The 13,546-nt window shown below is 50.6% G+C and carries 10 protein-coding genes; 1 reads left to right on the top strand and 9 read right to left on the bottom strand.

Translation table 11 applies throughout. The annotated features are described in order from the left end of the window. Window positions 1-2 precede the first annotated feature (2 nt). The 7 genes from der to C1A11_RS02680 form a co-directional block, all read right to left on the bottom strand. Window positions 3-1,328, bottom strand: coding sequence for a ribosome biogenesis GTPase Der (der, locus tag C1A11_RS02650; RefSeq protein WP_102048866.1), 1,326 nt, complete (start codon window positions 1,326-1,328; stop codon window positions 3-5). Between the two features lie 15 nt (window positions 1,329-1,343). After that, window positions 1,344-2,651: a DUF512 domain-containing protein gene (locus tag C1A11_RS02655; RefSeq protein ID WP_102048867.1), complete on the bottom strand. Its 1,308-nt coding sequence runs from the start codon at window positions 2,649-2,651 to the stop codon at window positions 1,344-1,346. 108 nt (window positions 2,652-2,759) lie between these two features. Beyond that, entirely contained in the window at window positions 2,760-2,942 is a 183-nt protein-coding gene (gene rpmF, locus C1A11_RS02660; protein WP_102048868.1) for a 50S ribosomal protein L32, read from the bottom strand. A 31-nt stretch (window positions 2,943-2,973) separates the two neighbouring features. Beyond that, window positions 2,974-3,468 (bottom strand): YceD family protein, encoded by a 495-nt coding sequence (locus C1A11_RS02665; protein WP_102048869.1) that lies wholly within the window; start codon window positions 3,466-3,468, stop codon window positions 2,974-2,976. A gap of 176 nt (window positions 3,469-3,644) precedes the next feature. After that, window positions 3,645-4,049 carry a hypothetical protein gene (locus C1A11_RS02670; RefSeq protein WP_102048870.1) on the bottom strand — a complete coding sequence of 135 codons (405 nt, stop codon included), beginning with the start codon at window positions 4,047-4,049 and terminating at the stop codon, window positions 3,645-3,647. A gap of 56 nt (window positions 4,050-4,105) precedes the next feature. After that, entirely contained in the window at window positions 4,106-5,440 is a 1,335-nt protein-coding gene (locus C1A11_RS02675) for a glucose-6-phosphate isomerase (RefSeq protein WP_102048871.1), read from the bottom strand. A 172-nt stretch (window positions 5,441-5,612) separates the two neighbouring features. Then, a complete protein-coding gene (locus C1A11_RS02680) occupies window positions 5,613-6,827 on the bottom strand; it encodes a D-alanyl-D-alanine carboxypeptidase family protein (RefSeq protein ID WP_102048872.1) in 1,215 nt (404 codons plus the stop codon). 161 nt (window positions 6,828-6,988) lie between these two features. Here C1A11_RS02680 and mtaB point away from each other — a divergent pair, with 161 nt between their 5' ends. After that, window positions 6,989-8,281 (top strand): tRNA (N(6)-L-threonylcarbamoyladenosine(37)-C(2))-methylthiotransferase MtaB, encoded by a 1,293-nt coding sequence (gene mtaB, locus C1A11_RS02685; protein WP_102049225.1) that lies wholly within the window; start codon window positions 6,989-6,991, stop codon window positions 8,279-8,281. 78 nt (window positions 8,282-8,359) lie between these two features. On the opposite strand, the gene C1A11_RS02690 is transcribed toward mtaB, so the two are convergent. Beyond that, complete coding sequence (locus C1A11_RS02690) at window positions 8,360-11,821, bottom strand: EAL domain-containing protein (RefSeq protein ID WP_102048873.1); 3,462 nt, start codon at window positions 11,819-11,821, stop codon at window positions 8,360-8,362. A gap of 305 nt (window positions 11,822-12,126) precedes the next feature. After that, window positions 12,127-13,485: a C-GCAxxG-C-C family (seleno)protein gene (locus tag C1A11_RS02695; protein ID WP_102048874.1), complete on the bottom strand. Its 1,359-nt coding sequence runs from the start codon at window positions 13,483-13,485 to the stop codon at window positions 12,127-12,129. Between the last annotated feature and the right edge of the window lie 61 nt (window positions 13,486-13,546).

The raw sequence follows: 13,546 nt of genomic DNA on the forward strand, positions 1-13,546 counted from the left end.
CCTTATTTGCCCTCGCCCCGTTCGCGCGGAATAATGCGAATGGGGGTTCCTTCCAGGCCAAAAGTTTCACGAATCTGGTTTTCAATATAGCGCTGATACGAGAAGTGGAACAGCTGCCTTGAGTTAACGAAAGTGACAAAGGTCGGCGGGCGGGTAGAAATCTGCGTCATATAGTAAATCTTGAGGCGCTTACCTTTGTCAGACGGCGGCTGTACACGTGCGGTAGCGCGCGCCAGCAGGTCGTTCAGCATGCCTGTGGTAACGCGCAGGGCGTTCTGTCCGTCCACGTATTTAATCAAATCAAATAGGCGATCCACACGCTGTCCCGTTTTTGCACTGATAAAAATAATCGGTGCATAAGACATAAAGCTGAAATCATCCATCAGCTTTTTGCGCTGCATATCCATGGTCTTGCCATCTTTTTCAATGGCGTCCCATTTATTAACAGCGATAATGCAGGCTTTCCCCTGCTCGTGTGCAAACCCGGCAATTTTAGAATCCTGCTCGGTAAAGCCCACTGTGGCATCTATCATAATGACACAAACAGTTGCTCGCTCTACTGCCGCAAGGCTTCGAACCACCGAGAAACGCTCAACACCATCTTCTACTTTGCCTCGCTTGCGCAGGCCAGCCGTATCAATAAAAGTGAACTTGCCAAATTTATTGTCCACGTCAGCATCAATGGCATCGCGGGTGGTACCCGCTTCATTTGCTACAATTGTACGCTCTTCGCCGAGAATATAGTTCAGCAAACTGCTTTTACCTACGTTGGGGCGGCCGATAAGTGCAACCGAGGTACGTTCTTCATCCTCATTGGCAGCGCTATCGAAATCCAGCTTTTCGCATATGGCATCAAGCACATCACCGGTGCCATGGCCGTGCACGGAGGAAATCGGATACGGCTCACCGAGGCCGAGCGAGTAGAAATCGTAAAGCTCCAGCGGAGGCTCGCCCAGCGCATCGCACTTGTTTACTACAAGCACTACCGGTTTGCGGCTGCGCATCAGCATATTTGCAATGTCCATGTCGTTGGCGGTAACGCCACTGCGAATATCGGTAAGAAAAATAATGCAGTCTGCCATTTCGATGGCGAGTTGCGCCTGCTGGCGGATATACAGCAGCATGCCGGAATCGCTTTCCGGGTCAATACCACCAGTATCAATCAGCATAAATTCGTGGTTTTGCCACTCGCAATTTCCGTGGATACGGTCTCGGGTAACACCCGGGGTATCCTCAACAATGGCAAGTCGCTGACCAATCATTTTATTGAAAAAAGTGGATTTACCCACGTTCGGGCGCCCCACCACGGCAACAATCGGTTTTGACATCCGGTCCAGCCTCCTTTACGGTTCGAGTCCCAGCATCAGCCGCGCCAAAGCGCCGCCATCTTGTGGAACTACTTTTACTGTAACACCTAACGCACGCGAAAATTCGTCAAGCGTGGTGTCGTCTAAGAACATGTCCTGTTCGCTTCGCAGAGTGGTACCAGGCAAAAGCAGCCTTTTGGAGAGCAGTTTGCCCTCGCACTGGCTGATGATGTCCCCGCCCGTAAGCAACCCGGTCACGCTAACGTTTCCGCCAAAAAACCGGTTTTCGATGCGATGCACCTTTATTTTAACAAAGCGATACTTTTTTTGCAGTGCCTGCGCCAAAGACGAAATCAGCGGGTAAGCCGAAACGCCTGTCACGGCATCGGCACGGCAGGGCAAGTGTATTCTGTGGTGCTTGCCCAGTTCTTCCATAAACTCGTCATAGAATTTGCGCCACATCCCTACCCCGTTATCCAGCTGCAGGTAACCGCAGTAAAATTCTTCTTGCGGCATTTCACGCTCAGCAATCAAATACCATTCGTCTGCCGGGTAAACCACCCGCTCGCCGTGCTGCTCCATCATGCGGTCGCCGTAGGCTTCCATCATGTCTATCACCTCGGCTGCCGAGGTTTTATCGTAAATCGTCAGCGGGGCAAGCCCTTCGCGAAAGCTGGTGATACCAATCGGCACCGCCGCAATGCTTTGCACTGCCGGGTAAAGCGCAGTCAAAGCCTGCAAGCTCTGTTCCAAGGCAGCACCGTCGTTGATGTCGCGGCAAAGCACCAGCTGACAGTTCATCTCGATGCCTGCCTCTGCAAGCTCGGTAATCAACTCGAGAACTTTCCCAGCAAACCGGTTACCCATCATCGCCACCCGCAACGCGGGGTCAACAGTGTGCACCGAGATATTAATCGGAGAAATGTGCATTTTTTTAATGCGCTCTATCTCATGGCGAGAAAGGTTGGTCAGCGTGATATAATTGCCAAACAAAAAGGACAACCGTTCATCGTCGTCCTTGAAGTACAGGCTTTGCCGCAACCCTTTCGGAAGCTGGTCGACAAAACAAAAGATGCATTTGTTTTTGCAGGAATGGTGTCGATCGATCAGGTAGGTCTCAAACTCGCAGCCAAGCGGCTGATATTCATCTTTTTCCAGCGTTGCCTCTTGCTCTGCGCCATCTTTTAAAAAGCGCAGCGTAATTTGCGGCTTTGCCGAATAAAACTCGTAGTCGAGCATATCGTTGATCTGCTGCCCGTCAATAGAAACCAGCACGCAGCCTGCCGAAAGACCTGCTTGCTGGGCCAGTGAGCCCTCATCCACAGATTTTACGGTGACCGACATTCTCCACTCCTCCTTTCCGACATAGCTTTGCTGATTTGAGCAATTTTATGCCACAAATAAACAAAAAGGGGAAGGACACGTCCTCCCCCTTGCCGTTTGCAAGAAAGCTTATGCTTCCTTTTTGATGATTTCCCTGCCTTTGTAGTAGCCGCAGCTGCCGCAAACCTTATGGGGAAGTTTCAGCTCACCGCACTGATCACATTTGACTAAAGCGGGGGTCTCAAGCTTCCACACAGAGGAGCGCCTCTTGTCGCGTCTCGCCTTGGAAACCTTTCTCTTGGGTACTGCCATTTTAAAGCACCTCCTCTGATTATCTAAAATCTTAAGATAATAATTGATGAAATACTGATTGCCTGCCACCATCGGCATCAGGGTCGCAGCTACAACCCTCACTACGAGGTTTGCCGCATACTGGGCACAAGCCCTGACATTGACTGCTGCACAAGATCACACTCGGCAGACCGAGCAGAATTTCGGTGTAGCTTAATTCTTCCAGATCCAGTTTGCCATCCGATGAGAACGGCAGCTCTGGTTCTTCGCATTCATAGTCTTCTTTATACAAGGTATAAGAAGGTTCAAAACGATAGCTGCGCTTAAATTCTGCAAGGCAGCGTGCGCATTGCACATCTGCTGTAAATGCGATCTCCAGCTTTAAATCCAATCCGTTGTTTCCATGAGATTTGCAGCTGTACAAGACGTCCACAGTTTCAGGCAGTGTGAGTTCAGCCAGAAACGACTTGTCCTTCAGCGTAAGCGAAAAAGAATCGCTTAGGTCTACATTTTCACGGGAAAGATATTTACGAATATCAAGTAACATACGGCACCTCACTAAAGGTCGCTAGATTATTATAAGTGTTATTTGGCGGTTTGTCAACAACAAATATTGAAATGTCGGTAAATTTCCACAGTTTTTTGCACACTGTTGCCGCGCCCCGCAAACAGCACATAAAAAAGGGAATGATGCTGCCATCATTCCCTTTTTTCTAGGTTTGATTACAGATATTTTTTGACCGACTCAGGAAGATTTTCCATGTCATCAGAGACAGTGACCACCAGTTTAACGTTGTCGCCAATTACAGCATCAAGCTGGGCCAAAACTTTGCCCAGGCCTTCAAGGTCCCGGTTGCCAATTTTGAGGATACCGTCTACATAAACTTCGACAATGTCATAGTTGCCTGCAAGAATGCCTGCAACAAAGCCGTAAAGCGCGTCATAACCCGTGATTTTGTACTCATCGACATCAATCAGACGGACAGCATGGGAGACATCGTAAGTCAGCTTCATGGATTTTTCAATACACACGATGTTGCCCGGGGTCGTCTTTGCGCTTTCGTTGATCATTTCGATCATTGCTTTGGTTTTGCCGGAGCCTTTGCCACCAACAATCAGTTTAATCATTGGAAATTCCTCCTTTTTTTGAACGCCCCGGTCGAGTCCGAGGCGCAACATACAAGTTAGTTGAGTTTCGCCTCGAGCTCGGCCTTTGCGCCCTCATAACCAGGCTTGCCAAGCAATGCAAACATATTCTTTTTGTAGTTTTCTACACCCGGCTGATCAAACGGATTAATCCCAAGCAGGTAACCGCTGATTGCACAGGTTTTCTCAAAGAAGTAAATCAAGTAGCCAAGGTCAAACTCTGACAGGCTGTTTACCTCCAGCACCAGGTTCGGCACGCCGCCATCGGTGTGTGCCAGAATTGTACCTTCCATCGCCTTGCGGTTGACGTAGGACATATTCTGCTCTGCAAGGAAGTTCAGTCCGTCAAAATTATCGGCTGCTTTTTCAATAAACAGCTCCTCTTTGGGGTGTTTAATATCCACCACGGTCTCAAACAGAATGCGCTGACCGTCCTGAATATACTGCCCCATCGAGTGCAGGTCGGTAGAGAAGATGACCGAGGTCGGCAGCAGGCCGCGCTGGTCTTTGCCCTCCGATTCGCCGAACAGCTGTTTGTACCACTCATTCATCATGGCAAAAGCAGGCTCGTAGCAGGCGAGCATCTCTACCTTTTTCCCTTTGCGGTAAAGGATATTGCGCGCTGCGGCGTACCGGTAGCAATCGTTCTCTTTGCCGGTAGCTGCAAGTTTGGTTCTTGCCTCAGCGGCGCCTGCCATCAGCTGGGCAATGTCCAGCCCAGCAACAGCAATGGGCAGCAGACCAACCGCAGTAAGCACCGAGAATCGCCCGCCGACGTCGTCCGGCACAACAAAGGTTTCGTATCCTTCGGTGTCGGCAAGTTCTTTCAGCGTGCCTTTCTTAGCATCGGTCGTCGCATAAATGCGTTTCTTTGCTTCTTCCTTGCCCACGGTTTTTTCCAGATAATCTTTGAACACGCGGAAAGCCACTGCCGGCTCGGTCGTTGTGCCGGATTTCGAGATTATGTTGACCGACACGCGCTTGCCTTCGCACAGGCGAAGCAGTGTTTGCAGGTAGCTGGAAGAAATGTTATTACCACAGAAATAAATCTTCGGTGTTTCTTTTGCAGTATCGTTGTAGAAGGGGCTGGTCATTGCTTCGATCGCCGCGCGGGCGCCGAGGTAACTGCCGCCGATGCCAATGACAATCAGCACATCGCTGTCAGACTGAATCTTTGCCGCAGCCGCTTGGATGCGTGCAAACTCCGCCTTGTCGTAATTAGCAGGCAGGTCGACCCAGCCGAGAAAATCATTGCCCGCGCCGCTATGCTCATGCAGGGTGCGGTGGGCAAGTTCCACTTGGGACCAGATATTGTCAAACTCTTCCTCACGGACGAATCCGGCAAGGTGTTTCGTGTTAAGTTTTACAGACATATAGGAGCCTCCAAACCATCGAATACCGGCAAGACCGGACACTGGATATGCGAGGCGCGAACTGAGTTTTCAGCCGCGTGCTTACACCCACGGTGTGGGGTCTCTTCCTTGTCTTTAATGATATAGTAACAGCTCCGCAGTGTCAAGCAAAAACCCGCAGATTCACAAAAATTTAAAGAGTTGTTAACGCGTGGAACAAAAGGCCTAAAGCGAAGCTGAAATTCATTTCCGGCACGCTTGCGGCGGCGGTTACGGGGTACTCGCCAAGCTTTTCTCCGCCCACTGCAAGTGTAACCGTACCAAGCTGTGCCCCGGGCTGCACCGGCGCCTCTACCGCTTCCGGCAAAGTAACGGTGGCAGCCAGTGCTGCACCTTCCCCTTTTTTCAGCAGCAGCTTTTCCGGTACGGCGTAGGTCAGCGGCACTTCCAGCTCGCAGCCACCCTTGACAGGGACAGAGGTAAGCTGCCCGTTAATCTGCGGGAAAGATGCCGCCTCGAAATTCGCAAAGCCATAGTCCAGCAGCGTGGTAGCTGCTTCAAATCGTTCCGCGCTGGAAGCGCACCCGAGCACGACCGAGATCAGACCCAGGTTATCCCGCACAGCAGACGCGCTGATGCAAACACCCGCACCGCCGGTGGTACCGGTTTTTAGGCCGTCAATGCCTGCATACCGTTTCAGCAGCTTGTTGGTGTTGGTCAACTGGGTCTGGCCGCCTCTCAAAGAATCCGTCCAGATTGTGGTATATTTTGTTATTTCGGGGTGCTTTGTCAACATCTCGCGCGACATGATGGCAACATCGTGAGCGCTGGAATAGTGGTTCTCTGTATCCAAACCGCACGCATTTACAAAATGCGTGTTCACCATCCCAAGTTCTTCCGCTTTTTTATTCATCATCTCGGCAAAAACAGGTTCTGAGCCCCCTACATATTCTGCCACAGCAACAGCTGCGTCATTCGCAGAAGAAACACAAATTGCGCGAATCATTTCGTCCAGTGTGAACTGCTCGCCCGGCTCCAGCCAAATTTGGCTGCCGCCCATAGAATAGGAATGCTCGGATACCGGTACGATATCTGTCATGCTGATTTTCCCCGCATCAAGTGCGTCAAAGGTCAGCAGCAATGTCATTACCTTGGTGATACTTGCCATCGGCATTCTTTCATCTGCATTTTTGGCATACAAAACTTCGCCGGTGTCTCGCGACATCAGCACGGCGCCTTTTGCGGGCACGTCAAACGTGGGCATGGTGAAGCGGGAGGTCCCCGCCGCTGCCGCAGTAGGCACAGACTCTTCCGAGACAGGGTCTGCCCCCGATGCGCTTGCCGGCAGCACCGCCGCCAGGGCCAGCACCGCCACCAGCGCAGCTGCTATAAAGCGTTTACATTTCATCTATTGCACAGCCTCCTCCTAAAAGAGACGAGATAAACCCCGCCTCGGTCTTTCGTCCTTATTTATATGCGGGCAAAAATCCGTTTATGGAGACTTTTGCTTTTTTTCGCAGAATTCGATATAATAAGCGTTACTATATTATTAAAAACGAGGTCACGACAGTGAAAGTCAGCTTTTATACCCTAGGCTGTAAAGTCAACCAAAACGAAACCGGTGCTCTTCAGCAGCTTTTTTACGAAAACGGATTTGAGATCGTAGAAGGCGCTGAAGTCGCGGATGTGTATATTGTCAACAGCTGCACCGTTACCGCGGGCGGCGACAAAAAAAGCCGCCAGTGGCTGCGCCGCTGCAAACGGCAAAATCCCGGCGCCGTAACGGTGCTCACCGGCTGCTATCCGCAGGCGTTCCCCGAAGAAGCGGATGAAATTACCGAAGCAGATATCATTACCGGCAGCAGCGCGCGCAGCCGTCTGGTTGCTCATGTGCAAAAATTCTTGCAGACGCAGCAACGCATTATTGACATTGTGCCCCATACCAAAGGCGAAGCGTTTGAAGAGCTGCCTGCCGAAAATTTTGTGGGCCATACCCGCGCATTTATGAAAATTGAAGACGGCTGTAACCGCCACTGCGCTTATTGCATTATCCCCAAAGCGCGCGGCGAAGTACGTAGCCGCGCCCCCGAAAGCGTTCTCAGTGAGCTGCGCCGCCTGGTGGAGACCGGATATAAAGAGGTTGTGCTCAGCGGTATCAATCTTACCTGCTACGGTAACGACAACGGTTCGTCGCTTGCCGATATTGTGGAAGCCGCTGCCGAAGTAGAAGGACTCGAGCGGATTCGCCTCGGCTCTATCGAACCGGATCTGCTAAGCGATGAAACGCTGGTACGGCTTTCTAGAATCCGCAAGCTTTGCTGCCAGTTTCATCTTTCGCTGCAAAGCGGCTGTGCAAAAACACTCTCTGCGATGAATCGCCTTTACACCCCGTCAGAGTACCGCAGTGTTGTAGCGCATATGCGCGAGCTTTTCGACCATGCCGTATTTACGACCGACGTGATTGTGGGCTTCCCCGGTGAGACGGATGCCGATTTTGAGGAGAGTATGAGTTTTGTGCAGAGCCTGCGCTTTTTGAAAGTGCATGTTTTCAGCTATTCCCGCCGTCCCGGTACAGTTGCAGCGGAGATGCCCGAGCAGATAGACGAGCAGGTAAAAGCGCAGCGCAGCAAGGCAATGATTGCCGCTGCAGATGCCGTGCGTGCAGAAGTGATTCATGAATTCGAAGGCCACCACGAAGAAGTTTTATTGGAGCGTCCCATCAGCAAAAGCAGCTTTACCGGTTATACCAAAAGCTATATCCCGGTAGTGGTCGCCGCCCCGGGTTATCGCTCCGGCGATATCATTCCGGTAACTGTCGGCGAATTTGACGGGCAGCGCTGCGTTGCGACCCTCACGAAATAGCTTTTCATAAACCTAAAAAATGACAAAAGCCCCCGGCTACTTGCCGGAGGCTTTTTTGTTTATTGCAGAAATCACAGTTTACCCTAAGGCCGGAAGGCTCACTTCCTTTTCTTCGCGTTCTTCCTCTGCCGTTTCCGGCTGATAGAGGGCACAACAGTTTTTGCCTGTTTTTTTCGCCGAATACAACGCCTGATCGGCATGGATATACAGCTCTGCAAAGCTTGTGCCATGTACCGGAGCAAACGCAATACCTATGGAACAGGTCAGTTTTTTCTGGTCTGCGCCGGAAATGCTAAAGGCGTAGGTAATGCTTTCCCCACGCTGGCGCGCAATTTCAGGCGCGTCCACATCCGGCAAGAAAGCTGCAAACTCGTCCCCACCAAGCCGGGCGATAATATCCCGATCGCGCAGGTTGTTTTGCAACAAAGTTGCCGCTTTAATCAGCAGCACATCACCGTACAAGTGGCCATTTTTATCGTTGGCTTGCTTAAAGTTATCAATATCCAGCATCATAAATGTGCCGGTGCCGGTTTTAGAGGTGCGCAGGCGGTCTGCAACCAGTTGTTCAAATGCCTTGCGATTATAAAGGCCGGTCAGTGCATCCCGCATCATGGCATCTCTCAGTTGTTCTTCTACATCTTTTTGGCGGGTTAAATCGGTCAAAACAGACTGATAGATGTCCTGGCCTTTTTCATTTTTCAGCCGCTTGACTGAGTCGTGAATCCAAAGAAGCTCGCCGCGCCGATTTTGCAGCGGATATTCGATGATTTCCACATGGTTTTCCGAGATTCTTGCGAGCTGCTGTTTCACCTGTTCTTTTTGCTCTCCATAGAGGTAATCCTCAAAATAACGAGGCACCAACCAGAACTCTTTTTCGCCGTAGCCCAGCATCTCAATCGCCGCATGGTTTGCCTGGTAAATGCGCATCTTACCACTTGCATCAAATTCCGCAATCCCACAGGGCACAGCCTTATAAATACGCTCCTCTACCCAGTTTTGCTCTTCAATACGCGCTTCGGCCTGTTTCAAATCCGTCACGTCGGTCAGCGCGCCATACAGAAGTTGCCGGTCTTCATTATGCGCCACATAGTTCAAACGAATTTGAATCCAGCGTTTTTCGCCATTTGCCATCTGGCGCAGATAAACACATTCTGCGGTGCTTTTTTCTTCCACTGCTTTGTGAAAAGCTTCCCGCACGGACTGGTGAAACACCGGCTCTACGACGGAAAGTACAGACGGGCGGTGTAAAACAATATCGGATTCCCCCATCAGATGAATAAAGGCCTGGTTAACCCGCAGCATTTCAATGCTGTCACCAAAAAGCTCATAGATAGCAACTGCATTGGGGAGAGTGTCAAATAAAAGGTCAAGTTGCGGGTCGCGCAAGCTGAGCGGATCCAGCTTTTCTATCTGTCGGCTCATCAATGCAACTTCCATGCCCTGGTGGTTTTGCAGATATTCTTCATACTCCGCCACTGGCATTGGCTTTGCAAAGTAATACCCTTGCGCGTAATCTCCGCCTAGGCTACGCAGCAGCCGAAGTTGACGCTCGTTTTCAACCCCTTCTACTACAATCGGCATGCAAAGCCACTTTGCCATGCGGATAATCGAGCCCAGAATATTTTCTCCCCTGCCGGGCACCTCACTTTCTGCAAGAAAGCGAATATCGGTTTTCAGCACATCCACCGAAATATCTTTAAGCATATTGAGTGAAGAATAGCCGCTGCCAAAGTCATCCATCAGCACCTTAAAGCCTGCCCGCTGCAGCCGCGCCACGATTTTCTTCATCGCTATCGGATCATCTGTGTAAGACGTCTCGGTTAATTCCAGCTCCAGCAGCTCGTGCGGGAGGTTGTAGCTATCCACCAAATCAATGATGATGTCATCAATTTTGGGATTGTAAAGATCCACGCGAGAAATGTTCACTGAGATGGGGTTAGGCTTTTGCCCTTCGTCTATCCATTTTTTTAGCAGTGCACAGGTTTTGTTCCACACATAAAGGTCAAGCTGCAAAATAAAGCCGTTGCGCTCAAATGCCGGGATAAACTGATTTGGTGTCAGTAGCCCTCGCCTTGGGTGCCGCCAGCGCACCAGTGCTTCTGCACCGGCATTGCGGTTTTCGCGAATATTACATTTGGGCTGCAAAAAAATCTCAAACTGTTCCTGCTGCAAGGCGGCGTGCAAGTCTTGCACACACTGCTGCTCGCTCAGCAGCTCGCGCCCCATTTCCTTGGTATAGTAGAGGTAATTCACACCGTAGCGGTTGGCTTTCACCTGGTTTGCAGCAAGTTCTGCGCAAACCAGAATATGTTCCATCGGCAGTGCATTGGTTTCAATAATATAAAGCCCAAAGCAAGGCCGGATATTATAATCTCGATTATAATTCTTGATATTTCGGCAAAGGATATCGAGCGTTTGTGCCAGTGTATCGGCCTGGTATGGCACACACATTCCAAACACGTCAGAGCGAATGCGCCCATAACTGCAAACGGCATATCGCATCCCTGCACGGCGAAGCTCTGCTCCCACATATTGCAAAAGCTCATCACCCTGCTGCATACCAAAAAAAGAATTTACCAGCCCAAAGCGGTGAATGTCCAGCTGAATAAAGACAAATTTTGTATCCGGGGCCTCAGTCAAAATTTCTTCGGTCCGTTTTAAAAATTTGCTCTTGCGGTAAACACCCGTCAGCTCATCATGTTGGGCACGGTAAAGCTGTTCTTCCAAAAGCTCTATCTGCTCCTGCTCCATGCGGTCATTTTCACGCTGCAACTGGCGCAGTTCGGTAATGTCCTGCGCCACGCACACACAGTACCGCAACCGAGGCTGATAGCAGCAAAACGAAATCGCCTTTTCGCTGCCAATCTCGTCCATCAGGCAACGGTTGCCTCCAGTCAGCGCCACTTCCCTGCAAATATCCAAAAGGTCAGGATCGAGGCTTGCAAACACCTGCTGCAAATTCCCGTTATGTAATTTCGCCGCAGAAATATTACAGAGTTCAGCAAAAGCCTCATTGATATAATCAATTGTGAGCGGTGCGTCCAAGGCATCTGATTCTGTTCGAAACACAACAAGCCCAAAAGGCACACCGGTCAGGTAGCCGTGCAGTTCCTGCTGCGTTCCCGTCAGCATACCCTGACGCATTAGCGGAGGCAATTTCTGTTCCCACAAAACCTTCTTCAGCCGCGCCTGGAAGGCAGCTTTCCCCTCTGATGCCAAGACGAAATCTGCGGCGCCTTTTTCAAGCACGCTGCCGCGCTCACCAATATGCTCGCTCAGTACCAGTACTGGGGTATTGCGAAACTCCACCCCCTGCTTTAACTTTTGCAGCAGTACCAGTGCTGTGGTTTCATGTTCCCGTTCATGATAAACCACAATGGCGTCGATGCCCCCTAGGATGGATTGCAGCACCATGAGCGCTTGCTGTACCGAATTTGTGCGATGCAGCGTTGCTTCCTGTTCTAAGCCTGCACAAAAAGCGTGGCATACGGTGTTTGTTTGTTCCGCAACCAATAAAATATGGTTGTTCTTTCCCGGCATAGGTCCCTCCTTAAAAATGCTTGCACAGCCCGGTCAACCATAAAGCTTGCTTACCTACCCGCTTTTTTCCCGGCAATGTTTTGCTTGATTTTTCATTTCGCATTTTGCATTTTTATAAATATTTGCGCAGCGCAGAGAGGATTTTTACAACTTGTTATTTTGTGCAAAGCACTTCCCACTATATAGCATTCTTATCATAGCACGAAGAACCTTTGCCTTACAACAAATTATGCCAATATTTTCAAAGAAAAAAGAGCTGTTCCCTTATCAGAACAGCTCTTTTGATTTTATTATTGAGGAGCAGCTTAGCAAGTAGCGCCGCCTACAAGGTGCAGCTCTGCGCCAAGTATCTCTGCTTTTCGCTCCAGCAGCTCGTTGCCCAAAAGCTGACGTTCCACTTCGTCAAAGCCAATACGCGCAATGGTATCCGCAAAGCGTTCGCCTGTTTTACCCTGCTCACGGAAAAGCAATATTGCTTTTTCAACGACATCATACACTTCCTGCTCACTGGTAAAACGGCGGGAAAGTGCATGCCCTTCGGCTGTCTTTTTGCCCCAGCGGCCACCAATATAAATTTTGTATCCGGCTGCCCCGTTTTCCAGTGCATGGAACGGGCATTTGCCGATACAGCGTCCGCAACTGTTGCAGTCGTCACCAAAGGAGAGCTTGCCCTCTGAAAGCGCAGAGGCGCTGATGGGGCAGGCAGACGCCGTCACGCATTTTGTGCAGCCGCGGCAAAGGTCCTCATCCAACTGCGGGGCGCGCTGGCCGATGATACCGAGGTCGTTCAAATCCGGCTTGACGCAGTTGTTTGGGCAGCCACCAACCGCAATTTTAAATTTATGCGGCAATTTCACCTGGCTATATCCTTCAAAAAAGCGGCGGTGCAGCTCTTCCGAAAGTGCAAAGGTGTCAATCAAGCCATATTGGCAGGTGGTGCCTTTGCAGGACACGACCGGGCGCACCTTGCTGCCGGTACCGCCGGTATAAAGGCCCTCTTGTGCAACATAGGCTCGGAACGGCTCAATCTGGTTATACGGAATTCCCTGTACTTCAATGGTTAGGCGGGTGGTCATCGCGAGTTCACCGTTGCCAAATTTCTGAGCAGCCTCACTGATACATTTGCTCTCGGCTGCAGTAATTTTGCCGTTGCGGGTGATGATACGGCCGTTGAAACGGTCGGTGCCCTTACAGTGCAAAAAGCCGAATGCTTTTACGCGTTTAATATCTTCCGGCGAAACTGTAACACATTCTTCGGTGCTTTCGCCTGCCAGTTTTGCCATGCAACGCTCCAGCACATCTGCTGCGCGCTCTACGGTTTCTGCACAGCGCTGGTCTTCTGTTTTATATTTCGCTTTCAACTCGGTGCAAAGCGTCGAGCCAAGCTCTTTTTCAAAATCTTCCACGAGTGCGGCGCAGGTTTCGCTCAGACCCTCAGTATCGTGCGCCTTGGTTTCGATAACACGCTTACCAACCGCTGCCACTGCGCCACTTAGTGCGCCGCAGACGCCGCCGCAACCCATGCCGCCGCCAAAACCGCCGATCATTGCAATGCTTTCGGGCGGGATATCCAGCCCATATACCTCATTGGCTGCCATAAGCACGGCTTCTGCACAATTTCGGTTTTCCTGCAAATAATATTTTTTTGCACGTTCTTTTAACATATTGCGTTCCATCCCTTCTCCAAACGACCACCTTGCCGTTGGTGTCGTTATCATACTACAC

It is taken from the genome of Pygmaiobacter massiliensis (assembly GCF_900199435.1).
Taxonomy (GTDB): domain Bacteria; phylum Bacillota; class Clostridia; order Oscillospirales; family Ruminococcaceae; genus Pygmaiobacter; species Pygmaiobacter massiliensis.

Bases quoted from the DNA above. Each gene is read 5' to 3' on its own strand.
- der (WP_102048866.1), bottom strand. From the start codon at position 1,328: ATGTCAAAACCGATTGTTGCCGTGGTGGGGCGCCCGAACGTGGGTAAA.
- C1A11_RS02655 (WP_102048867.1), bottom strand. From the start codon at position 2,651: ATGTCGGTCACCGTAAAATCTGTGGATGAGGGCTCACTGGCCCAGCAA.
- rpmF (WP_102048868.1), bottom strand. From the start codon at position 2,942: ATGGCAGTACCCAAGAGAAAGGTTTCCAAGGCGAGACGCGACAAGAGG.
- C1A11_RS02665 (WP_102048869.1), bottom strand. From the start codon at position 3,468: ATGTTACTTGATATTCGTAAATATCTTTCCCGTGAAAATGTAGACCTA.
- C1A11_RS02670 (WP_102048870.1), bottom strand. From the start codon at position 4,049: ATGATTAAACTGATTGTTGGTGGCAAAGGCTCCGGCAAAACCAAAGCA.
- C1A11_RS02675 (WP_102048871.1), bottom strand. From the start codon at position 5,440: ATGTCTGTAAAACTTAACACGAAACACCTTGCCGGATTCGTCCGTGAG.
- C1A11_RS02680 (WP_102048872.1), bottom strand. From the start codon at position 6,827: ATGAAATGTAAACGCTTTATAGCAGCTGCGCTGGTGGCGGTGCTGGCC.
- C1A11_RS02690 (WP_102048873.1), bottom strand. From the start codon at position 11,821: ATGCCGGGAAAGAACAACCATATTTTATTGGTTGCGGAACAAACAAAC.
- C1A11_RS02695 (WP_102048874.1), bottom strand. From the start codon at position 13,485: ATGTTAAAAGAACGTGCAAAAAAATATTATTTGCAGGAAAACCGAAAT.